Origin of the sequence: Bacillus sp. m3-13 (assembly GCF_000175075.1) — a bacterium.
GTDB classification, from domain to species: domain Bacteria; phylum Bacillota; class Bacilli; order Bacillales; family Bacillaceae_I; genus Sutcliffiella_A; species Sutcliffiella_A horikoshii_C.
Map to the genome: position 1 here is coordinate 271,533 of NZ_ACPC01000009.1, position 24,578 is coordinate 296,110.

The following is a 24,578-nucleotide window of genomic DNA, read 5'->3' on the forward strand; positions in this document are numbered from 1 at the left end:
GATGAAAGATGTCGATAACGATTGGGAAAATCTTTGATCTTACAGTACAAAAGTTTCCGGATAAAGAAGCGCTTTATGATGTGAAGAAAAATGTACGTTATACCTACAAGGAATGGAATGTGGAAGTAAACCGGTTAGCCAATGCCCTTTTGAAAGAAGGAGTAAAGAAAGGGGACAGGGTCTCCACGCTACTTTTTAACACAGAGGAACTGGCAACCACGATGCTTGCTTGTGCAAAAATCGGAGCCGTCTTCAATCCAATTAATTTCCGTTTGCAGCCGGAGGAAGTGGCGTTCATTCTAACCGACGCAAAGCCAAAAGTCGTGATGTATGAAAAAGCATTGGAGCCTGTCATTGCTTCCATTGCGGCGCGCTTTGAAGAAACAGGATTCTGGATAATTGATGGGGAACAAACCAGTTATTCTTTTTCCTACCATGAAAGATTAAAGTCTGCTTCCACTGAGGAAGTAACAATCAATGTCTTAGAAAACGACACATATGCCATCATGTATACGAGCGGAACGACTGGAAGGCCAAAAGGTGTCGTTCATCGACATAGGGATATGGCGGAGCAGAGTTTAATTGTCATTTCCGCCACGAAGCTTGAAACGGAGGATATAGGCCTTGTGACCGCACCAATGTTCCATTGCGCGGAACTGCACTGTGCTGTTATCCCAAGAATTCATGTAGGCGGGAAGAATGTCATCCTCCATCATTTTGAGCCGAAGAAGGTTCTTCAACTGATTCAAGAGGAAAAGGTGACAAAGTTTTTTGCCGCCCCAACCATGTGGAATATGCTCTTACAAGAAAATTTCAATGAATATAATCTAAGCAGCTTGAATCTTGGACTTTACGGAGCTGCCCCAATGGCACCGGCACTTGTCAGGGCGTGTCACGATCTGTTAGGAATTTCCCTCGTCCAAGCATATGGTATGACCGAAATGGGACCGGCGATCACCTTCCTATCTGAAAAAGATCAGCTCAGGAAAGCAGGTTCCGCCGGCCAGGCCTGCCTAAATCATGAGATTCGGATTGTCCGTCCGAACGAAGATGGACCAAGTGATCCCGATGATATGTTGCCTGCAGGTGAAGCGGGAGAAATTCTTGTCAAAGGCCCATGCATCATGAGCGCTTATTTTAACAGAGAGGAAGCGACGGCTGCTGCCATGTATAAAGGCTGGTACCATTCAGGGGACATTGGCTATCTTGATGAAGAAGGCTTTTTATATGTAAAAGACCGGGTGGATGATATGATCATCAGCGGTGGGGAGAACATCTATCCACGGGAGGTAGAAGATGTTCTTTATGAACACCCTGCTGTGTTGGATGTAGCCATTGTCGGCTTGCCTGATGACCGTTGGGGAGAGACGGTGACTGCGTTTGTGGTGAAAAAGAACGAAAATGTGACAGAAGAAGAACTTGATGCTTTCTGTTTGAATAGTTCTGAGCTTGCTCGCTATAAACGCCCTAGAAAGTACATGTTTGTGGATGCTCTGCCTCGAAATGCGAGCGGGAAAATTCAGAAGTTTGTCTTAAGAAAGCAGATGGAAGAGCTTGTGACAGGGGAACCCCCATCCCGATGATGGAAAAATTGCTAGAAGGCATCAGAATACTAGATTTCACCAACTATCTACCAGGTCCATATGCAACGCAACGTCTTACGGACCTTGGAGCAGAGGTCATCAAAGTGGAGCCTTCAGCAGGAGATCCAGCCCGTCATACAGGGGTAAAACTTGATGGGACTGGTGTGGTATATCTTGCAAATAATCATGGGAAAATGAGTGTTTCCGTCGATTTGAAAGATGAGGCTGACAGGGATAAAGTTATGAGTTTGGTTGAGGGTTGCGATGTTATTATAGAAAGTTTCAGGCCAGGTGTCATGTCAAAGTTCGGCCTTGACTATGAAACTGTAAAAGTCCAAAAGCCCGACATTATCTATTGTTCCATTACTGGCTACGGGAACCATGGTAGATGGAGCAAGCTTGGAAGCCATGATATCAACTATATGGCACTAAGCGGGATGCTGGCACAATTAAAAGATTCATCTGGCCGCCCCATTCACCCATCCATCACCATAGCCGACTATTTTGGTAGTATGGCAGCTTGTGAGATGGTGCTTGCACTTCTATTAAAAAAAGAGCGGTCAGGTCTAGGTGGCTACCACTCTATCAGTCTGACGGATGTGGCGGCTTCCTTCATGGGCACACACCTCATGATTCAACAAGAGGTGGGGGAAGAGCAGGGCATCACATTACTAAATGGGGAACTTATCAGCTATGGAATCTATGAAACAAAGGACGGGCGGTTTATGGCCCTTGGCGCATTGGAATATAAGTTCTGGCAGAATTTCTGTGAAGCGGTGGATCGGGAAGAATGGCTTGGCGCGCATTTTTCGGTCAGAAGAGACAGTAATCCTGTTTCGGGCGGGATGGAAGAGTTGTTTGCTAGTCGCACTTTTGAAGAGTGGACAACCTTTAGCCAAGAGGTCGATTGCTGCTTAACCCCTGTGTTGGAAGTAGGGGAACTTTCAAGTTATCCATATTTTAAAGAGAATAATAGTATTTTTCATGATGATAAAGGAAATGTAAATGTTGCCATGCATAGCGGAAGTTACAAGGGGGGTAATCCTGCACCATCTGTTGGGGAACATACTGTGAGATTGCTGGACAAGCTTTAATGTAAGCTAAATTCATTTAATTGAGAGGGGTAATGTTAGATGATGAATGTACCAATGACCGTCAGTTCCATGCTGGAAAGAGCGGAAAGATTTTTCCCGAATAAAGAGGTTGTGTCAAGAACGCTATCAGGTGTGCAGCGTTTGTCCTATCGGAAAATTGGGGAGCGGACACGCCGATTATCCAGTGCGCTAGAAAAGCTAGGGGTGCAAAAAGGCGATAGAGTTGGAACCTTTGCTTGGAATCATCACCGCCATTTAGAAACCTACTTTGGAATTCCAGGAATGGGAGCAGTGCTTCATACGATTAATATCAGACTGGCTCCCGAGCATGTGTCTTATATTGTCAATCATGCAGAAGACGTAGTGCTTTTTGTGGATGAAGATTTGCTGCCGTTAGTGGAGCGGGTAAAGGACCAATTGGGAACAGTGAAAGCATTCATCATCATGACAGATAAAGAAGAGCTCCCATCGACTTCCTTACATCCTGTTTTCTCTTATGAAGATTTACTAGAAGAAGGGGACCCGAACTTCTCCTTTGTAAAAGATATCGATGAAAACGACGCGGCCGGAATTTGTTACACTTCCGCCACCACCGGTAATCCGAAAGGTGTCGTCTACTCCCATCGCTCATTGGTGCTTCATAGTTATGCACTTGGATTGGCGGATACCGCAGGGTTATCGGAATATGATACATGTATGCCGGTAGTACCAATGTTCCATGCAAATGCTTGGGGATTGCCTTTTGCCGCAACTTGGTTTGGAACGACTCAGGTGCTTCCTGGACCACAGTTCACACCGCAACTTTTGGCAGAGTTTATTGAAAGTGAGAACATTACATTGACTGCTGGTGTTCCGACCATCTGGCTTGGTTTATTGAATGAGTTGGAAAAAGGATCGTATGACACATCTAGTCTGCGGGCAATATTGTGTGGCGGGTCGGCTGCACCTCGCGGGATGATCAAAGCCTTTGAAACCAAATACGGCATACCCTTCTTACATGCTTATGGCATGACAGAAACGACGCCACTTGCTACAGTTTCCAGGCTGAAAAGTCATCAAACAGATTTAGATGAAGAAAAAATGCTGGATATCCGCTCGATGCAAGGTTTGTTGGTTCCTGGACTTGAGATGAAAATTGTCGGTGCAGAAGGGGAAGTAGAATGGAATGGTGCGGAAATGGGTGAACTTTGCCTCCGCGGTCCATGGATTGCAGACGAGTACTATAAAGACGAGCGTTCTGCTGATGCCTTCATCGATGGCTGGCTGCACACAGGTGATGTTGTTACAGTGGATGAAGAAGGAGTCGTCAAAATCGTTGACCGTACAAAAGATTTAATAAAAAGCGGAGGCGAATGGATCTCCTCTGTTGATTTGGAAAATGCCATCATGGCGCATGAAGCAGTTTTTGAAGCAAGCGTCGTCGCCATTCCACATGACGAATGGCAGGAAAGACCAGTCGCATGCGTCGTACTGAAAGAAGCCTATGCCGGCAAAGTTGCTAAGCAAGAAATCATTGATTTCATCTCCCCTCAGTTCGCCAAATGGTGGCTGCCAGATGAAGTAATCTTCATGGAAGAAATACCGAAGACTTCGGTAGGGAAATTCCTGAAACGTACTTTAAGGGATATTGTGGAGAAAGAGATGAAGAGTACGGTGGAATAGGAGTTTTTTAAGGAGAGAATGGGCCTTTCTATTATGGAGAGGCCTGTTTTTTGTTCTTTAGGAAATTATAATTGTGGACAGTCTTCAGTGTAATTCTTAATCGTCGGGAAGATGAAGACCTCGGTGACGAGAAATCAGGAGGAGAGAAGTCGTCATCGGCGTTATGAAGACATCAGTGACGAGAAATTGGTAAGAGAGAAGTCCTCATCGCCCGTATGAAGACATCAGTGACGAGAAATCAGGAGGAGAGAAGTCCTCATCGGCCGTATGAAGACTTCAGTGACGGGAAATCAGGAGGAGAGAAGTCGTCATCGGCGTTATGAAGACATCAGTGACAAGAAATCAGGAGGAGAGAAGTCGTCATCGCCAATATGAAGCCCTTGGTGAAAGGGATTTTATTGAAATATTCAAAGGTGAGCGCAAAGGAAAGATTCGGCCAAGGTCACTATTTCAAAATTTGCGAAAAGTGAGAAAACGTCCCAAGAAATTATAATCTTGAGACGTGGTTTTAACTCGCGTTAGCAATTTTGTTCTTAGAGAGAGGAAGGCAACAGTTTTCCACAAACGGGCCAGATTACGGAGGAACTATTTTATTACGTAGTAGACTCTTACTGTGCAGCAAATAACTTGAAAGAGTCAACTAAAAGTAAAGAAGGATCTTTTTATTTATTAGATGATTGGTTTCAACAAATGAGCAAGGTTGTCGAATAACTCTACTTGGAGGAGGACCCTTTCCCCCATCCAATATATTCAACCGCTTGACATTGATTTTATTTATATAAATGATTATGTTAATAATAGTGAGGGTGATTGGATGAACGATTCATTAAGAATATTGATAATTGAAGATGATGAAGATATTAATCGCTTATTATGTAATATTGTTAGTAAGAGTGGTTATACCCCCAAGTCAGCTTATTCAGGGACGGAAGCAATGATTTACCTAGATAGCGAGAGATGGGATATGGTCCTCATCGATCTAATGCTTCCTGGTTTGTCTGGTGAAGATATTTTAAAAATAGTAACCAAAGAGAGCGATGTTCCTATCATTATTATTTCGGCTAAACTCGAAACACAATCAAAAATTGCTGCCTTAAGGGCTGGTGCCGATGACTACATTACAAAACCTTTCGATATTGAAGAGGTTTCTGCCAGAATTGATTCTTGCCTTAGAAGGTATCGTGATATACCGAGTGTGTCGATAACCAATCTGATGAGCAATAAAGATATTGTTTTGGATCCGGATGCAAAAATAGTGACTGTGAATGGAAATGTACTCAAATTAACAGCGCGAGAATATGAGATTTTACTTCTATTAATGTCTTCCCCAAATAAGGTCTTTACCAAAGCTAATTTATTCGAGAGCGTTTGGAATGAACCGTTTTATGGGGACGACAATACGATTAATGTCCATTTGAGTAATATTAGAAATAAGCTCTCTAAAGCAAATCCTAATGAAGTGTACATTGAAACGGTTTGGGGAATGGGGTACAAGCTCAAAACTTAAGGTTTTCTTAAGAATTGACTTAAGACTTTCTTATGTTTTCCTTCTTATAGTATAAGAGTGTTCAAACAGGTATCATTTTGGACAAGTTAGATAATGAAATAAGGAGGAAAACCTTGATGAATGACTATGTTTTAAAAACGAATCAATTGTCTAAAAAATATCAAAATAAAATGGCGCTTAATAAGGTAAATGTAACAATAAAAAAGGGCTCTATTTATGGTTTTATTGGACAAAATGGTGCTGGGAAATCCACGTTAATTCGATTAATCACAGGTCTTTCTTATCCAACAACAGGTACATTCGAATTGTTTGGAGAAAATAGAAAACGAGAGTTAATTGAAGCCAGGAAACGAATTGGAACAATAATTGAAGGCCCTGCTTTATACCCACAAATGACAGCCGCTGAAAATTTAGAAGCACATCGGCTTCTAAAAGGAATTCCGGGGAAAGAATGTATTGACAAAACTCTTAAGACAGTAGGATTACAAGGTGCAGGAAAAAAGAAAGCAAAGAATTTTTCTTTAGGAATGAAACAGCGTCTAGGGCTTGCTATAGCTTTATTAGGAGATCCAGAGTTTTTGATTCTTGATGAACCTATTAATGGTTTAGACCCAATGGGAGTAGTTGAAATCAGAGAATTATTAAATAAGCTTAACCAAGAGTATGATATTACGATTTTAATCTCAAGTCATATTTTAAGTGAACTGCATTTATTAGCTACACATTATGGAATTATTCATAATGGAGAATTGCTTGAGCAGTTATCCGCAAAAGAACTGAATGAAAAGTGCCAGCAATATTTGCATATAAAAGTAGATAATCCAAACAAAGCTGCAACAGTTATTGAAAGTCTCCTTGCAACGCAAGAGTTTGAAGTAATGCCAGATGGAACCATGAAGTTGTATGCCTATGTAGATGTGCCAGGTAAAGTCTCCAAAATCCTAACCAATGAAGGATTGGTCATCGAAGAATTTATGCCAATGGGAGAAGATTTGGAAACGTACTTTAGTAATCGTATTGGAGGGGTGCAGCATGGGTAATTTACTGAAAACTGAATGGTATAAATTGAAGAGGGACCGCTCATTTCGGTTTCTAACATGGATGTTACTCGCTGCTGCTGTTTTGTTTCCTTTAATTGAATTTGATAACGGTTCTCCTGGTCTGCCTGCAGTAAAGGACTATTATTTGGAAAATGTCCTAGGTACCCATGGGAATATCGTCAAGCTTATTCCTAGTATTTTTGCTGGATTCTTTATTACAAACGAATACTCGATGGGCACAATGAAAAGCATTGTTTCTTCTGGGAATAGCAGGGTACGAATCTACTTCGCTAAGCTTATCGTATTCTCCGTTGGAACTACTATCATCTCATTAATACTGCCGATTTTTATGACAGGTGCTAGTGCGATTTATTTTGGCTTTCAAGAGATGCCTGAATGGACATATTACTTCCAAACAGTAGGACTTATCATATTATATGGGGCAGCCTTTGCGTCGATTATGGCGGTCTTTTCTATCCTTTTCACCGACAGTGGGAAAACGATTGGATTTCTGCTTATGTTTTTTATATTTGTCGACTGGCCACTGCAAGTTTTAGCTGCAAAAGTGCCATTTTTTGAACCTATTCTATATCATTCTGTTTTTAAGTTAATTTACGATATTATCATTGTTAACTCCTTGGAAAGTGCTGAAGTGTTAACCCTTGTTGTTGTTCCGATTGTCACATTTTTTGCATTTGGGGCTTTAGGAAGCTTTATTTTTCAAAGAAAAGAAATTAAGTAAACAGAAAGTAGGTGAGGTCATATGCTCTATTTGCTCCTAACTGTTATGATCGCTTTCGTATATGTCCTCACTCGTTTGTATCAACTCAAAAAGGAAATTAAGAGTACAACTCGGCAACTCATTCAATTAAACCAACATAAAACAGCTAAGAAGATTGATGTTGGTTTTCTTAATCGTGATTTTGAGGAATTAGCACAGGAAATAAATCGCCAAATTGACCAAACGAAAAAGGCGGAGGCAGAAAAACGAACGACCGAAAACGAGTTAAAGCAGGCAATATCTCATATTGCACATGACATTCGTACACCTATGACTTCAATAGTTGGGTATATTCAATTTCTAGAATCAGATGAAATAAGTAGCGAGATGAAAAAGGAATACATAGAAACAATAAAAAGTAGTGCAGGAAGATTAAAGGTTTTACTTGAGGATTTTTTCGAGCTATCGATCATCGAACAAGCAGATTATCCATTGAAAATGGAGAGGGTTAAGTTTAATGATCTAGTTTTAGAAGTGCTTTTTGGCTTTTATGAGGAGTTTAATAAGAGAAACATAGAGCCTGCAATACGCATTCCAGAAGATGATATGATCATGTTGCTTGACCCATCCGCTGTCAAAAGAGTAATTGAAAACTTATTAGTAAATGCAATTAGATACTCTAGTGGAGAGGTTACTATTCTCCTTCAAAATTGTATATCTTCCATTCAACTTAAGGTTAGCAACTCTGTTGATTCTCTAAATGAACAAGATGTAAAGCAAATGTTTGACCGTTTTTATAAGGCTGACCAGACAAGGACGGGAAAAGGTACTGGTCTGGGTTTACCAATCGCTAAAAGCTTGATGGAAAAAATGAACGGGAATATTTATGCTGAGTTAAGGGATAATCAATTAACTATGATTTGTGAATGGGAATTTAAATTTGCTTAAATCAATAAATACCTGCTTGAACAAATGAGGGTTTTTTTGAAGAAGAACAAATAGCAAAATAAAGTCATCTACTGCATAGTTCAACGATACTATTCATTTTAAAAAGGGGATATTCAACAATCGGGCGCGCGCGACAAGTTCTGTTATAAACGCTTTCGAGCGTGAAAATACAGGAGGTTTACTAGATTAACTTCAACTTTACAACGGAGGATGGGAATGATGAAACCATGTATTCTGAAACCATCCCGTCAATACTCCTGCATGCGTTATGGATGACAGACCATAGGGTGTGAAGCACAGGTAGATTCGGCAGAACGAAGGCTGAAGCCATTCTAATAGAAAAGGTATGCCAACGGATATGCCGCACGGCTGAAAAACTAGATAAGGTGAGAATCGTTCTTTGAGATAGGAACTGACGAACTTCCGAAGGTAAGGGTCTAAAGATTGAACATAAGGAAACTTATGTCCCATCTTACGATGGGGTGAGTGGTGTGGAGTAAAATTGCGCCCTCTGAAATACGCTATACCGAACAATGGTGGTATCAAGCTCACAGGCTTAAAGGAAGCACATAACTCTAGAATAGATAGCTACGTTGTAAGGTACTTGGAAAGCAAGGAACGTTGATACAAGGGCTGTCACCTAAAACGGTTGCTATAAGTTTTTTATGAAAAGCATTCATCCTTGTGAGGGTAGGGGTACGACTAATGAAGCTTCTGTAATGGGAGTGGAGGAACAGCCCCAAGTCTACTGATAGAAAAGATTATTTTCCTAACGTGAATGGCACCGATCAGGTAAGAATGTGGGAACATCACTTCATTGGGGGGATGCCACAGTGCCAACGCTACGACACTGGGACTATTACAATATGACCGAGACGTACACAGATTTGTATGAAAAAGCTAAGGATGGAAAATCATTTTCCTTCCTATATAATATCGTCACTTCACGAGAAAATATTTTGCTAGCTTTTCGTACGATTAAATCAAATAGAGGTTCTATGACACCAGGTACCGATGGAAAAACCATCGCAGATTTAAAAGAACTAACAGAAAATGACCTCGTCACTGAAGTGAAGATGAAACTACAAAACTACCAACCCAAGAAAGTCAGAAGAGAATGGATTGAAAAGGATAATGGGAAATGGAGACCTCTAGGTATTCCGTGTATTCTCGATAGAATTATTCAACAAAGCTTCAAACAGGTTCTCGAACCTATCGCGGAAGCAAAGTTCTATAAACATAGTTACGGCTTTAGACCCCTTCGGTCTGCTCACCATGCGATGGCAAGGATACAATACTTGATTAACCAAGCACAACTGCACTTTGTAGTAGATATTGATATTAAAAGTTTCTTTGATAATGTCAATCATACAAGATTAATTAAACAACTATGGAACTTAGGTATTGAGGATAGAAAAGTGCTTGCCTGTATATCCAAAATGATTAAAGCAGAAATAGATGGAGAAGGAGTTCCTAAGAAAGGGACACCGCAAGGTGGAATACTATCACCTCTCCTATCTAATATCGTGTTGAATGACTTGGACCAATGGGTCGCCGGTCAATGGGAGTTCTTTCCACTCACGAAACCATATCAATCAAAAGTTGGGGAACGTTATGCAAAGAAACGTTCCAATTTAAAGGAAGGGTACCTCGTCCGCTACGCGGACGACTTCAAGGTACTATGTCGAGACGGAAAAGCTGCACTCCGATGGTACCATGCAATACGCCGTTACTTAAAAGAACGACTGTGCCTGGATATCTCTTCCGAGAAATCTCAGATTGTGAATCTGCGCAAAAGGGATTCTGAATTTCTAGGGTTTACTATTCGTGCGAACAAAAAGGGAAAGAAAAGGGTAGCGCATACTAGCATTATCCATAAGAAAAGAAGGAAAATTAAACAAGAGGCAAAAAAGCTTATCCGTAGGATAAAGGCTTCGCCCACTTCCCAAAACGTTCAACGGTATAATAGTTTTGTTTTAGGTATCCATCATTACTTCAAGCGAGCGACTCATGTAAACCTAGTGTTCACACGTCTTGCATATGATTTAAAGTCATTCCTGTACAACCGACTGCGTCCGATTGGGAGGTACGATCATCCTAATAACCCACCTCCGACCTATAAAAAGTTCTTTAGCCTAAAGTCAAAAACATTCAAAGTGGCGAAAACATACTTGTATCCATTAGGGAATGTATCCACTGTAAACGCGATGAACTTTAGTCCGGAATTATCCCCATACACATTAGAGGGGAGAAAAAGGTTATATAAAAGACTGCGTCCTGATATTCAATATGAAGTAGGACAATTGATGAAATCCAATCTCCCTAATCGAACCATAGAATATTTAGACAATAGAATTAGCCGTTATAGTATGAAGATGGGAAAATGCGAAATCACTGGATGGTACTTAACGGCCTCCGATGTGCATTGTCACCACTTCAAACCTGTATGTCTTGGAGGAAACAACACGTTTCAGAACTTACGTATCCTTCATCAAGATATTCACCGATTAATTCATTTATCTGATATAAGTAAAATCAGAATACTGATGAGTAAATTGAACATAAATCAGGCTATATTGGTCAAAATCAACCAGTACCGAAAGGTATGTGGACAAGAAACTATTGTACAGAACTAATGTGTCGGAAGTAACAAGGAACTTATAATTTAGTACATATCAGTAGATGGAACGCGGAATGATGGGAAACTATCACGTTCCGTGTGGAGCAGGGGACAAGCTGGAGATGACTTCAAATGCTTACCTATTGCTAACAATCCTGTAACAAGGATTAGCGCTCATTTTTTTTGCGAGGATGAAAAATAACTTATTGTAGGAATTTTTAGAATATGAAATAATTGGTATTAAAACAATATGGCAGCAATCAAGTTGAAGAATGCACTAAATTAAAAGGGGGGATAAACAAAATGATAGTACTTTTGGGGTACATAGTACCAACAATAGTAGCAGCATTTTTTTATTGGATTTTTCGCACCTTTAGTTGGAATTGTAGTGGGTTTTTTAATTCATATAATCGTATTACAAATAAGAATTTCAAATAAAATAGACCGACTTATAGGTAGGTTAGATGCTAGTGAAAAGATTAATCCTTAGATTCATCTTTAGGTAACTGGAGCGATAAATGTATTCTTTGGTGAAAGAGGAGTTTTCCGGAGTGTAAACAGGGAGGGGATTTTTTTGAAATACTACTTTGAAAAAATAACGAATCATGTGTATGGCTTTCTCTTATGGGATGAATCGTGGAATTCCTATAATAACTGTTATTTGGTTATGGGAGATAATGGCTACACACTTATTGATTCTGGTAAAGAGGAGCACTTTGATTACCTAGAAGCCTCCATGAAAGAAATCAATCTAAATAAAGAGGAGATTTTCGCATTCATAGCTACGCACGGTCATAAAGACCACATCGGCGGACTTTCCTATTTAGAAAACATAAAAAGTTATATTCATAGTGAAGATCTCAGCCTAGTGCCGGAAAAACTGAAAACCAATCTTACAGGAACGCTCCCTGATAATGGTGCAGCTTTCAACGGGTTGGAGTGTATCCTCTTAGGTCATCATACTCCAGGCTCTGTTGCTCTTTTTCATCAAGAAAGTGGTGCACTGTTTTGTGGCGACCACCTTTGTTTCTTTGGTGAGCATTTGCCAAATGAAAAAGTTGCGGGCAATGGGAAAGAAATGAAGGATAAATATGTAAAGTTCATCTCGGACTGGGCAAAAAACGAGGAGATGAGAAGTAAGCACCATTTTGAGTTGTTTATGGAAGGGCTTAAGAAACTTAGGGAGATTAGGCCAAGTATCCTCTGTACAGGGCATGGGGTTGTGATTAGGGATGATGTGGATTCTTTCTTATCAGACCTCATCCAGAGCCAGTTTGTATAGTTGAAGAAATGTATAATTATCTTGAAATCGAGTCTTCAATAATCGGGCGCAATCCTTGAAAAAAGGTTTAGCGCTTATTTTTATTTGCTCCAATTAACATTGCTTACTAAAGAGGGTTACGATTTTATTTGTGGAAGTTATTTACTTATCGTAAAAATTTTTCTATCAAATCTCCCATTAATGAATTAAGACGATACAACATCGTCTGGTGAAAAAGCGGCACTTTATATTAATTAACTGTAACTTTTTACATAACTCAAACGAATTATAAATGAATTGAAAACAAGGGGGGGAAAAGATTGATTAATGTAAAGGATATTGAATCCAGTATTGTTGTCATTTACAATAAACACCATTTAGATGTCTATCGATTTCTTATTTGCTTTTCTGGAAATCAAAATGATGCAGAGGACTTAACGCAGGAAGTATTTATTCGGGTATTAAAAAATCTACCCAATTTTAATTGTACTAATAACCTCAAGACGTGGATTTTTTTCCATCGCGAAACACGTTGCAATTGATCATTAAAGAAAAAGGAAGTTTGCCACAATATTTAGGGAGGGGTTTTTTAAACAATTAGAATCAAATAACAAAAAACCTGATGAAGAATATGAAATTAATGAAATGAAAGAATTAGTGCATGATGCAATTTCAAAATTAAAGCCCAGTTATAGGGCTGTAGTAATTCTCCGTGGAATAAATGAATTTTCCATAAAAGAAACTTCAGACATTCTTAAATGTAGTGAATCAAAAGTGAAAGTGGATTATCATAGAGCCTTAAAAATACTGAAAAACAAATTGCATTTTGCTACTGAGGAGGTTTTGACAAATGTTAAATGAGAAAAATTTAATGAATACTATCAGAAGAACTTATCAGCAGCAGCCAAGAGAAGAGTTCGTTGTCTCTACTGAAAAAATATTAAGACAAAAGGCTAGAAGTATGGATAAAAGAATACAAGTAAAAAGATTATCTGCAGTCTGGAGTGGCGTCTTTCTTTTTGCAGTTGCTTTTTCTTGGATATTTTTGTTCAGTGGAAAGGATGTATTGATTAATGCTTTAAACAACTTAGATGAAGGGGCATCTTCATTGGTAATCAATAGTACTAAAAAAGAACCATTAGTATTTATTTACCACACACATAACCAAGAGTCCTTCACTCCAGAACTAAATGGAAATAGTAGTGAAAATGCATTTAGTGATTCTAAAAATATTACATTAGTAGGTAAGAAATTAAGTGAAGCTCTAAACGAGAAGAATATAAACGCTATTTATGATGATACCGACATAGCTAGTGTTTTAAACGAAAGGGATTTAATGTTTGCAGATTCCTATCTAATTTCAAGAGAGATTTTACAAAATACATTAAATGAGCACGAGAGTATCAAAATGGTTATTGATCTACACAGAGATTCACAAAAAAGAGAAGCCACAACAGTTAAAATTAATGGAAAAGACTATGCAAGGATTCTTTTTGCTGTATCTTCTATCAGTGAACATTATGATATTAACAACGAATTTGCTATAGAACTGAATTCAAAACTAGAAGAACTATATCCAGGTATCACTAGAGGAATATATTTACCTGGTGAAAGTGCACGTAACAATTATAACCAAGACCTTCATCCTAATTCTGTATTAGTAGAAATAGGTGGTATAGAAAATTCCTTGGAAGAGACATATAGAACAGCAGAAATCTTTGCAGAAGTAGTTAAACAAGTAATGGATGATTTAGAATAAATTTGTCTTACTAACTAAGGGGCCAATTGCTAGTGATATACACAATAATGTCACTTTAACTTGATAGAAGAACGACCTCTAAAATTGATGTAATTTATGGCTGGATAAACTTAATGTTTTTTCGTTATAGAAGGCAATAATTGAGATTCTATACAAGTTATCTCGAATTAAAGTCTTCGGCAATCGGGCGCATTCCTATAAAAAAGGATTAGCGCTCATTCTTTTCATCACTTATAATGGTGAAAAATAATAGAAGTATTCTTCATTAAAAACAGTACTCCTTGATCAACCTAACAAAATTTTCTTGAAACGAGGTGTTTTTTTTGGCAGCTATTTTAGTAGCAGACGATGACCTTTTCATAAGGGAACTGATTGCGATCTATTTAAAAAAAGAGGGATATACAGTTTTTGAAGCAAATGATGGTGTAGAAGCTACGAATATTTTATCTCAACGTACCGTTCATTTATGCATCATTGATGTTATGATGCCAAATAAAAACGGCTGGGAACTTTGTAAGGAAATAAGAGAGTTATATGACTTGCCTATACTAATGGTTACGGCTAAAGGAGAGAGCGAAGATAAAGTAAAAGGCTTTCAGCAAGGGACAGACGATTATATTGTTAAGCCATTTGATACACATGAATTAATCATGCGAGTTAAAGCGCTCTTAAGGAGATACAAAATCAATACAACAAATAAAGTGACAATTGGAAATGTTGTAATTGACGCGAATAGTATGGAAGTTACCATTAATCATGAGCCTATCATATTTCCTTTAAAAGAGTTCCAACTTCTGTTTAAACTTGCTAGTCATCCTGGACAAGTGTTTTCAAGAGACCAGTTGATAGAAGAAATTTGGGGAAGTGATTTTGAAGGTTTCGATAGAACCGTTGACTCACATATTAAGAAAATAAGGAAAAAGTTAAACCAACAAATGGCTTTTGATATCCTGACCATTAGGGGGTTGGGCTATCGATTAGAGGTAATAAAGGATGTTTAATACGTTATATGTTCGCGTCGTAGTTACATTTATTTTAGTTGTAGTAATAAGTTTAACAGCCGCTTTCTATATCACATTTAGCTTTTATCAGGAGCGTGTGTTAAGTGAGTTGGAGGGAGAAATGATTCAAGCTGGAAAGGGTATCATTCAGTTACAAAAAACGATGGGACAAGAGAACCTTGAAGGCTATTTGGCGGGAATATCAACCATTACCTTTAATATCGCTCTTTATTCTGAAGATGGAGAAGTGAAGGTGTTTGGAAGAAATACGGATGAACCAATGGCTGCCCCTTCAGATGTTCAGAAAGTGTTAAATGGAGGCGTTTATCGAGTAGAATCCACGGAAAAAAGATTGTTAAAGAACGTAACAATCGGTTTGCCGTTTCAAGTGGAGGAAGAGAGATATGCGCTATTTCTTAAGCCAAGGATTATGGATCGCATTGATATTATTAAAGAAGCACTTATTACTGTTTTAACGTATGTGTTGATTATTGGTAGCTTACTTTATTTAGTAGCTGCATTTCTATTAGTAAATCCTATAAAAAAATTAACAGCTTTGACAACCAACATCGCAAAAGGCGACTTCCAGCAAATTAAATCAATTAAGCGAAAAGATGAAATCGGCGAATTAGGAAGAAGTTTTAATAGAATGACTAGCGAACTTATGAAGCTTGAAACGATGAGAAAAGAATTTATATCAAATGTTTCACATGATTTACAATCCCCCTTAACATCGATTAGAGGATTTGCTGTTGCATTAAAGGAAAATGAATTTTCTAAAGAACAGCAGGATCATTATTTAACCATTATTCAAAAAGAAAGTGAACGACTTGCAAAGCTTAGTGAGAACTTACTAAAACTTTCTGTGCTAGAAAATAAAGAATCATTGTTAGAGAAGGAAAATTTCCGCCTTGATCAACAAATTAGGCAAGTCTTTTTAAGCCATCAGCCACAATGGCTTGAAAAAAAACTGGAGTTAAATTTAGAAGATGTTAATAAAGTAGAGATAACAGCTGACCAGTTGCAATTAGAGCAAGTATGGCATAATCTACTTACAAACAGTATTAAATATTCCAATACCGGTGGCAAAATTAAAGTAGAAGTAAAGGAGATTCAAAAAAAAGTACAAGTGATTTTCTCTGACACTGGGATAGGGATTCCTGAAAAGGACCTTCCGTATATCTTTGATCGGTTTTTCAAGGTCGATAAAGCAAGGGTTCGCTCAGGTCAGGGGAGTGGTTTGGGGCTAGCGATTGTCAAAAAAATTATCGACCTTCATAAAGGTGAAATTTCCATTAAAAGTGAACATGGAGTAGGCACTTCTATTCAAATAGTACTTCCGAAATAACGTCAAACTCTTTTTAGAGTTTGGCTTTTTTAATTTTTAAGTTCTTAGTTGGTCATATTTAGGTCACATTTCTCTTATATAGTGAACTCATACACAAAAGGAGACATGCTGATATGAAAAAAATGATTGATTTTAGCTTAAAAAACAGTGTTGCAATGATTATGTTAACGATACTAGTTCTTATAACAGGTTATATATCAACAAATACAATTAAGTTGGAAAACTATCCAAATGTGGAGATTCCAACACTAATGATTCAGGTAGCATACCCAAACCATTCCTCAGAAGAAGCGGAGAAAGACATCACGCTACCAATAGAGGAAGCCATTGAAAACATAGCACCATATGAAGAATTAACGAGTACTACTCAAGATAATAGCACCATGATACAAGTAAGCTATGACTTCAATGAAGATATGGAAGAAAGAGAAAGGGAGATACAATCAGCGATTAGTAAGCTTAAGCTACCGGAAGATGCCACGCTGACTTACAAACGCTTATCGGCTAGTGCAAAGCCTATCTATCAAATTGCTTTCGCAGATGAAGAATTAACAGCATTACAAGAAAATATATCGGATACCCTTACACCACAGCTTCAAAATATTGCAGGTGTGAGTGATGTAACAGTCTCGGGAACAACCACTTCCAAACTAGTAATAGAAGTGGATGAAGAAAAAGCAGCGGAGAATGGTTTAACAATCGCAAGTATCATCCAAGTTTTAAACGAGAAAAACTATGTGTTACCTCTTGGAAGTCTAGAAGAAGAGGGGAAGATCCCGGTTAGTATGGAGGGGAACCTTTCTAGCATAGAAGATATAAAGGGGGTTCAAATCCCTGTTGCACCTTCGCAGCAAGGTATTCCGCCAAATGAGAAAGCAACAAATCCCTCCCAGCCCCAGAAACCAACGTTCATTTTGTTAAGTGAAATAGCGCAAATAAAAGAAGTGGAGGAAGAGAACGGTATCACTCGTTATAACGGTGAACCAGCACTTATTGTAAATGTAAAGAAAACACAAGATGCGAATACAGCGGAGGTTGTGGAACATGTAAAAGAAGAGGTGAAAGACTTCCATGCTTCTTCCGATTCTGAATTATATACCATCATCGATCAAGGGAAAGAAGTAGAGAAATCCGTAAAATCCTTATTAAAAGAAGGCGGGTTCGGGGCCCTATTTACAATCATTATCATCTTGTTGTTTTTAAGAAATATCCGATCAACAGTAATTGCCATTTTATCGTTACCTATTTCGATCTTAGGTACCATTGCAGTTCTTGACTATTTTGGATACTCATTAAACATCATGACTCTTGGTGGAATCGCAGTTTCCGTGGGCCGGATTGTAGACGATAGTATTGTCGTTATTGAAAACATTTTCCAATGGATGCAGAAGGAAAAAAAATTATCAAAACGAGATCTAATTTTCAACGCTACTAAAGAAGTGATTGGAGCGGTCACGTCATCTACGGTGGCCACCATTGTTGTATTTCTGCCATTGGCTTTTGTAGGAGGGATTGTAGGGGAGTTTTTTAAGCCATTTTCTATTGCCGTGGTTACATCCATTACGCTTTCCTTACTTGTGGCCTTCATGCTCATCCCTGTTTTAGCTTTAACGCTTCTTAAAGAAGGAAGTCAGGAGGAGAAACAAGGTTGGATCCAAAAAGCATACGATCGGTTATTAAAAGGATCACTGAATTATAAATTGATGGTCATAATTAGTGCCTTTGTTTTATTGGCCGGGGCTCTCTTTTTGGTACCTGCAATCGGTAAGTCCTTTTTACCAAGTGGTCCAGCAAGTGCATTAGAGGTGGAGGTGGAACTCCCAGCGTCCACCACACTAGAAAAAACAAATAGTATGGCAAAAGAGATAGAAGAGTTGCTTATGGAAGATACGGCCATTGAATATGTTCAAGGCTCTGTAGGATTAGTCAATAACTCGAACCCATTAAAGCAAAAAGCTTCGTCTGATTATAAAGCTACTTTCTTTATTCAACTAAAAGATGGATACACCGTTACAATGGAACGAAAAGGATTGGAAGATGAAATCGCTGCACAAGTATCAAAAACATACGAAGAAACTACCGTGCGAATTAATGAGGTACAGCAGGAAGGACCTCCATCAAGTAAAACCATTGACATTACACTCTATGGTGAGAATTTAGAGGCACTTCTGGACGCAGCGAATCAAGTGGAAGGCGTCTTACAGGAGAACGACCAACTAAGAGATGTGTCTAGTAGTGCACAGCAGCTTCAAACGAAGTACAAATTGGAGTTAAAGGACGAAGCGGTTGAATTAGGAGTAAATCAATTTACCATTTATCAGCAAGTCAATGAAAAAATGAATGAGCTTTCCGCTGGAGTGATGGACTTAGACAAGAAAGAGCTAGAGGTACTTGTAACCTACAACGAGTTAGTTCGTGATAAAAATGAATTAGAAAATATCGAGATCCTTACGCAGCAAGGACCAAAGCCATTGATGGAACTCGCAACGATAGAAGAACTGTCCATTCCAGCTACGATTCAGCATAAGGATGGGAAGCTTGCTTACACCTTGTCAGCAGAAAGTGTAAGTGAGGAGGTTGGAGCCGTAACAGAACAAGTAGAAGGGGATTTGGCATCACTAGCGATCTCAGATGAAGTGGAATGGGAAGTTGGTGGTGGGCAAGAGATGATGACAGAAGGATTCCAAGACCTTGGTATCGCCATGATGATTGCGGTAGGATTGGTGTTCTTAACGTTAACCATCACATACGGAGGAGTCATTACACCATTTGTTATTCTTTCCTCTTTGATTTTTGTACCAATCGGTTCTCTCGGGGCCCTACTGATTACGGGTGAAACGTTATCCATGAGTGGAATGATCGGGATGCTGATGCTAATCGGGATTGTCGTAACAAATGCGGTTGTGATGCTAGACCGCGTAGAAGCAAACCGGATTAGTGGAATGGCCTTAGAGCATGCAGTGATTGAAGCGTGTAATACACGTTTCCGTCCCATTATTATGACGGCCCTCGCTACCATTTTAGCACTCGTACCACTAGCTTTATCAACATCATCGTCAGGTGTTATTTCTAAAGGGTTAGCCATAACTGTAATCGGGGGGCTTACTACTAGTACATTGCTCACGCTTGTCTTCATACCAGTTCTTTACAGTATCATTGGGAAGTGGAGAAGGTTTTCATAAATCCGATTTATTACAGTATAAAGTGCTTGCATGTTTCATTTAAAGTGGAGAATGTTAACTTGGTTTAATACAGATGCGAGCTCTCCGATAATAATTGATTTAAGTAACAGGTAGGATGAGAAATCCTACCTGTTATAATACGGGAGGGATAGTTTTGAAGAAGTGGATCGTTAGTGTTGTCGTTATGGTTGTTTTATTAAGTAGCATGTATTTGACAAAGCCTACAGAGGATATGTACGCAGACTGGCTATTAGGGGTTGTTATTGAAAAAGCTGGGGCAAACCAACCTTTACAGGAAACGACTTTGAAGATTTTTGGTAAAAAGATGATTGAAAACAATTCTGAATATAATGATTTCGTTTTCTTTACGATACATAAAACCCAATTCAAGGGAAAGGAAATGAAGTTTATTGGTGTATATAATTCTTTTGTGCCTATTATGAAGGAAAAGTAACTTAAGAAACTAAGTAATTTAATGGAGAAGTTGAGTTTTATTTGAAGTAGGAAGAAAAACTATTGTTGCAGAGTATAATGATACTATGCAACTATGTAACAGTAATCTTCCGCAATCGGGCGCTATCCTAAAACACGAATCTGTTCTCGTTTATCATTTTTGTTTAAGTAAGTTTCTCGAATAACTTATTGTGGAAATAATGGATATTTGAGATAATTATTTTATAGCTGCCGGAGCTATTTAGGATTATTCACTATCTATAAAATAAAAATTGAAAAAGAATTACCTATCCTAATAGATTGGTAATTCTTTTTCACTATTTATTGATTTTTTCTGTCACGGTCCTGCATTTTTCTGATATTATCTGAATGGTAAGGTGAGCCATCAACTTCATTTACCACACTGAATGGATTGCCATCTAGGTCATAGAAATCAAAAAACTTCATTCCGCCAAAATCATCAATTTCGGATGTAACAATACCATTGCTTTTAAAATGTTGATGGGTTGCTTCAATATCATCAACAACAAAATTGAAATAACCATTTTTCTGATCATCATTGGTTCTGAACTCAGTGGGCTGCGGGGATTCAACCTTCACCAAGGCTATTTGTGTTGATCCTGATGGTAAATAAAAGCCAACTCCCTCTCCCCAACTATCAATCATCTTTGCACCAAGAAATTTTGCATACCATTCTGTTGATTTCTCTATGTCTGTAACTGGAATAAAAATACTACCTACTTTAAACATAATCTTCCTCCTCCAAATGAATTCTTACTATTAACGTTAATTATAATGTAAAAGTTACATGAAAAATAAAAATAAACGAAAAGGTGCTAAAACATGTTTCTAGAAGATATAGAGTATGAGATTAATAAACTTTATAAGTATTGCTTAAAACTGTCAGGTTCACCTTGGACAGCTGAGGATTTAGTACAAGAAACGTTTCTAAAGGTGGATAAAATTAAAAAGACCGAACCTAGTAGGGAGTTTACATTTGCTTTTTTATGTACGGTGGCTAAAAATAAGTTTATCGACGAGAAAAGAAAGTATAGAGAAAACATTCATTTTAATGAAGAATTAATGGGAAAAGAGTACGATTTTATCGAATATTACGGTCTAATTGAAATTTTATTTACAAGTTTGCCTTTAAAGCAATCTATGCTTATTACCTTAAAGGATGTATTCGGATACACTTCAAAAGAAATTGCGTCCATGTTAAGAGTGAGTGATGAGTCAATAAAAACAGCACTTCATCGTTCTAGAAAGAAATTAAAATTAACAAATGTAACTGAAATGGAAAAGGGAATGCTAATCTCGAATCAACAAATTTTTATGGCGCTTTCAAAATCAATACGAGAATCTAAACCTAAAGAGATATTCTATTATTATCGACTGTTAGAATCACAAAACTTTCAAGTGAAAAGAAGTTCACTTCATTCAGTATTCCATGTTATAGATCCCGATGGAAATATTTTAGAGATTGTATCTTAATCATTTAGCCTAGTTTTATTGATTACGAAAGTGAGGTACGCTGATGTTCAAGTCTGTTGTTGCAAAATCACTACGCCTCTTACCTAATAAAGCATTAAAAACACCAATGATTCCTCTGCAAAATGTAAAAATGAAAAAAGATATGTTAATTGAAACATCTGTAAAACGCACTCCTATTTCTTTATACTACCCCATGAAAACTAACCAGAAGAAGCACCCTGTCTACATAAACTTCCATGGTGGCGCGTTTATCATGAATGAGAAGGAGATGGATGACCCCTATTGTCGCTTTTTATCCAATCAGGCAGAATGTGTGGTCGTTAATGTTGATTATGTGAAAGCACCAGAACATCGTTTTCCTAAACCTATTGAACAGGGCTATGAGTTAATTCAATGGCTGAAAAGTAGGGCAAATGAATTGAATATTGATGTGGAGAGAATAATGCTTGGCGGACAGAGTTCAGGTGCAAATATCGCAGCCGCCCTATGCCTATACCTGGAAGAGAAAGGGGAAAATCAGCCACTTCTCCAAGTGTTGTCTTGCCCTATGCTGGATTTTGTCACTCCTCATGCAGATAAACCAGAACCAGATAAGTGGCGTTCTCGATATCCTCAAGTAGCAAATTTTATTAACATGTGTTATTTAGCTGAAAAAGAACACGCTGGCCATCCACTTGCATCCCCTGTTCTAGCTAAGGTTAGTGACCGCTTAGCTCCTGCGCTTATTCTTAATGCAGAGTATGACGCATTTAAACCTGAGGCTAAATGTTATGCTGAGAAATTAAAAGCAGCAGGGGTAGACGTTCACTATGAACTATTTAAAGACTGTTTCCATGCGTTTACCCATCTAGGCCCAAAAGAAAGAGCGGAAGAGGCTTGGACGTTGATCGCAAGGAAAATCAAAGAAGTAGTAGAATCTTAACAAGTAGATTACATCAGGAAATAGTGCTCTTTATATTTATAACCGTTATAATATACTAAAATAAAAAAAGTTAAGGGGCTTTATATGGAAAAGAACATGGCATTACATGATTTTATTGTAAATAATACGGATTCCTTGACTAACGCTTGGTTCCAGGCTAAAAAAGCGAAGGAAAGTAGTATTTATTCGAGTACTGTTCCTACTATTGGTGAGAAATTACGTGTGCAAAATAAGAAGTTCATTACAACAATTGCTCATATTTTTATCAACCCTGATACGGAATCAAACTACGATGCTATTAAAAAATGGGCTTCTGAAGTTGCGAAAGATAGAGTTTCCACCCAAACAGAATTAAATGAAATCATTCCTCAGTTTAAAGTGTTTCGTCAGATTTACTGGAATAAAATTAATGAATTTGCATCAGAACCTACCAACTCTATCACTGCTGAGAAACTGTTAACCTGGTCTAATCTTTTCCATTATGCGTTTGACAACGTTATCGAGGAATTTGTGGCAACCTATACTGCTTATCACCGATCGACACTCTTGGCACAACAAGAAATGATATCAGAGTTAAGCTCACCAATTATAAAATTGACGAGTGAAATCAGTGTACTACCCTTGATAGGAAGCATTGATACACAAAGAGCGAAAATTATTACAGAGACAAGCCTTAAACAGTGTCAGGAAAAGAATGTAGAGTGTCTTGTCATCGATTTATCTGGTGTACCTATTGTAGACACTATGGTAGCCAATCAGTTATTTATCGCAGTCACCACTTTAGAGCTCATTGGAGTGAAAAGCATTATTACAGGTGTTCGTCCTGAAGTAGCACAGACAGCCATCCATCTTGGACTTGATTTCTCCCATATAACTATTTACTCTACTCTTCAAAAAGCACTGGAGAAATGGGGAGTTACGTAAAAATAGAGTTTGAAATACATCCTATCTCTAACAAGAAATTTATGGCTGAGATGAGAGAGAAAATGAATAGAAAGATTGGGTTGCCATCCCCAAGATGGATGCTCGAGGTTGGCGCTGTCGTTATTAGGACGGAAACAGAGTTAATCCTGAAAAGCAGGTGGGTCATTCCCGAAAGGTTGGAAAAAGAAGGCTATCAATTCAAGTATCCTAAGATAGATGAAGCCCTAGCAGACATTTTATCCTAGAATATTGATTTGTTTTATTCCGTGCCTCTGAGGGTATACCTTCATTAGATGAAGGGAGTAGATAGAAATGACATTAACAAAAGAAAAGCAGAAAACACTTCAAACCAAACTGGAAAAGATGAAAGAAAGTATAGAGAAAAAGCAAGAAAGCAGTATATTGGACGAATCCTTGCGCGAGTCTACAGGAGAAATCACGACTGGAATTGGGAACCACTTGGCGGAAGGCAACGCGGAGAGAGTGGAGCGAGAACAGGAACAAACCTTTGAGCAGATTGATGAGAAATTGCTAGGTGAAATTGAAGAAGCATTAGCTAGAATAGAAGAAGGAACATATGGTACTTGTGTCGATACGGGGGAAGAGATTCCATACGAGCGTCTTGAGGCATTGCCATATGCAAAACGGACAGCGCAAGCACAGGAGAAATTTGATAAAGGGGAAAGATAATGAATAAAGAGCCACCGGGATGAAACCGGTGGCTTTATTTTTCATAATGCAAGATAATGCATTCTTAAACATTGGAAACCGGAAACCTTTGGTGATTCTTATACAATTACTGGGACTAGTTCTATTTATCCTGCTTATGAGGACCTCTCTAGCGTGAAAACGAAGGGGGAGATGTCTGCATCGAACTTATGAGGACGTTACTAGTGTGAAAACGAAGGGGGAGATGTCTTCATCGAGCTTATGAGGACGTTACTAGTGTGAAAGCGGAGGGAGAGGTGTCTTCATCGAGCTTATGAGGACCTCTCTAGCGTGAAAACAATAACGGAAAGGTCTTCATTAGGTGTCAAAAGAATCCACGGTGGGAGAGAT

General features: G+C 38.4%; 21 protein-coding genes and 1 pseudogene. 21 read left to right on the forward strand and 1 reads right to left on the reverse strand.

Features of this window, described 5'->3' with window-relative positions:
* Positions 1–8 precede the first annotated feature (8 nt).
* The 16 genes from M313_RS0103570 to M313_RS0103645 all read left to right on the forward strand — a co-directional run bounded on the left by M313_RS0103570 (position 9) and on the right by M313_RS0103645 (position 20,180).
* Positions 9–1,583, forward strand: a complete 1,575-nt coding sequence (locus M313_RS0103570) for a fatty acid--CoA ligase (protein WP_010192531.1) — start codon at positions 9–11, stop codon at positions 1,581–1,583.
* Positions 1,580–2,677, forward strand: coding sequence for a CaiB/BaiF CoA transferase family protein (locus M313_RS0103575; protein WP_010192532.1), 1,098 nt, complete (start codon positions 1,580–1,582; stop codon positions 2,675–2,677). Before M313_RS0103570 ends, M313_RS0103575 begins: the two co-directional genes overlap by 4 nt.
* A gap of 39 nt (positions 2,678–2,716) precedes the next feature.
* A complete protein-coding gene (locus M313_RS0103580) occupies positions 2,717–4,339 on the forward strand; it encodes a long-chain fatty acid--CoA ligase (protein ID WP_010192533.1) in 1,623 nt (540 codons plus the stop codon).
* 814 nt (positions 4,340–5,153) lie between these two features.
* Positions 5,154–5,846, forward strand: a complete 693-nt coding sequence (locus M313_RS0103590) for a response regulator transcription factor (protein ID WP_010192535.1) — start codon at positions 5,154–5,156, stop codon at positions 5,844–5,846.
* Positions 5,847–5,962: 116 nt separating this feature from the next.
* The gene (locus M313_RS0103595) at positions 5,963–6,886 is read left to right on the forward strand and encodes an ABC transporter ATP-binding protein (RefSeq protein WP_010170153.1); all 924 of its coding nucleotides are present in this window, start codon (positions 5,963–5,965) and stop codon (positions 6,884–6,886) included.
* A complete protein-coding gene (locus M313_RS0103600; RefSeq protein ID WP_010192537.1) occupies positions 6,879–7,628 on the forward strand; it encodes an ABC transporter permease in 750 nt (249 codons plus the stop codon). Before M313_RS0103595 ends, M313_RS0103600 begins: the two co-directional genes overlap by 8 nt.
* 21 nt (positions 7,629–7,649) lie before the next feature.
* Positions 7,650–8,555: a sensor histidine kinase gene (locus tag M313_RS0103605; protein ID WP_010192539.1), complete on the forward strand. Its 906-nt coding sequence runs from the start codon at positions 7,650–7,652 to the stop codon at positions 8,553–8,555.
* Between the two features lie 833 nt (positions 8,556–9,388).
* Entirely contained in the window at positions 9,389–11,191 is a 1,803-nt protein-coding gene (ltrA, locus tag M313_RS0103610) for a group II intron reverse transcriptase/maturase (protein ID WP_010192540.1), read from the forward strand.
* Positions 11,192–11,749: 558 nt separating this feature from the next.
* Positions 11,750–12,457 carry an MBL fold metallo-hydrolase gene (locus M313_RS0103615; protein ID WP_010192541.1) on the forward strand — a complete coding sequence of 236 codons (708 nt, stop codon included), beginning with the start codon at positions 11,750–11,752 and terminating at the stop codon, positions 12,455–12,457.
* A gap of 299 nt (positions 12,458–12,756) precedes the next feature.
* The gene (locus tag M313_RS26745; protein ID WP_326929581.1) at positions 12,757–12,978 is read left to right on the forward strand and encodes an RNA polymerase sigma factor; all 222 of its coding nucleotides are present in this window, start codon (positions 12,757–12,759) and stop codon (positions 12,976–12,978) included.
* A gap of 103 nt (positions 12,979–13,081) precedes the next feature.
* Positions 13,082–13,297, forward strand: a complete 216-nt coding sequence (locus M313_RS26750; RefSeq protein WP_326929582.1) for an RNA polymerase sigma factor — start codon at positions 13,082–13,084, stop codon at positions 13,295–13,297.
* Complete coding sequence (gene spoIIP / locus M313_RS0103625) at positions 13,287–14,195, forward strand: stage II sporulation protein P (RefSeq protein WP_010192542.1); 909 nt, start codon at positions 13,287–13,289, stop codon at positions 14,193–14,195. The genes M313_RS26750 and spoIIP overlap by 11 nt, the downstream gene beginning before the upstream one ends.
* A gap of 323 nt (positions 14,196–14,518) precedes the next feature.
* Complete coding sequence (locus tag M313_RS0103630; protein WP_010192544.1) at positions 14,519–15,196, forward strand: response regulator transcription factor; 678 nt, start codon at positions 14,519–14,521, stop codon at positions 15,194–15,196.
* Positions 15,189–16,544, forward strand: a complete 1,356-nt coding sequence (locus M313_RS0103635) for a sensor histidine kinase (RefSeq protein ID WP_010192546.1) — start codon at positions 15,189–15,191, stop codon at positions 16,542–16,544. The genes M313_RS0103630 and M313_RS0103635 overlap by 8 nt, the downstream gene beginning before the upstream one ends.
* A gap of 113 nt (positions 16,545–16,657) precedes the next feature.
* Positions 16,658–19,726 carry an efflux RND transporter permease subunit gene (locus tag M313_RS0103640; RefSeq protein WP_010192548.1) on the forward strand — a complete coding sequence of 1,023 codons (3,069 nt, stop codon included), beginning with the start codon at positions 16,658–16,660 and terminating at the stop codon, positions 19,724–19,726.
* Positions 19,727–19,880: 154 nt separating this feature from the next.
* On the forward strand, positions 19,881–20,180 hold the full coding sequence (locus M313_RS0103645) for a hypothetical protein (protein ID WP_010192552.1): 300 nt from the start codon (positions 19,881–19,883) through the stop codon (positions 20,178–20,180).
* Positions 20,181–20,500: 320 nt separating this feature from the next.
* On the opposite strand, the gene M313_RS0103650 is transcribed toward M313_RS0103645, so the two are convergent.
* On the reverse strand, positions 20,501–20,929 hold the full coding sequence (locus tag M313_RS0103650) for a VOC family protein (RefSeq protein ID WP_010192561.1): 429 nt from the start codon (positions 20,927–20,929) through the stop codon (positions 20,501–20,503).
* 93 nt (positions 20,930–21,022) lie between these two features.
* Here M313_RS0103650 and M313_RS0103655 point away from each other — a divergent pair, with 93 nt between their 5' ends.
* The 5 genes and pseudogenes from M313_RS0103655 (at position 21,023) to M313_RS22590 (ending at position 24,209) form a co-directional block, all read left to right on the forward strand.
* Complete coding sequence (locus M313_RS0103655; RefSeq protein WP_010192563.1) at positions 21,023–21,673, forward strand: RNA polymerase sigma factor; 651 nt, start codon at positions 21,023–21,025, stop codon at positions 21,671–21,673.
* A 43-nt stretch (positions 21,674–21,716) separates the two neighbouring features.
* Entirely contained in the window at positions 21,717–22,595 is an 879-nt protein-coding gene (locus M313_RS0103660) for an alpha/beta hydrolase (RefSeq protein WP_010192564.1), read from the forward strand.
* An 84-nt stretch (positions 22,596–22,679) separates the two neighbouring features.
* On the forward strand, positions 22,680–23,519 hold the full coding sequence (locus M313_RS0103665) for an STAS domain-containing protein (RefSeq protein ID WP_010192565.1): 840 nt from the start codon (positions 22,680–22,682) through the stop codon (positions 23,517–23,519).
* Positions 23,520–23,536: 17 nt separating this feature from the next.
* Positions 23,537–23,764 (forward strand): annotated as a pseudogene (locus tag M313_RS0103670) (DUF1731 domain-containing protein); the annotation flags it as partial.
* Positions 23,765–23,831: 67 nt separating this feature from the next.
* Complete coding sequence (locus M313_RS22590) at positions 23,832–24,209, forward strand: TraR/DksA family transcriptional regulator (protein ID WP_010192570.1); 378 nt, start codon at positions 23,832–23,834, stop codon at positions 24,207–24,209.
* Positions 24,210–24,578 lie beyond the last annotated feature (369 nt).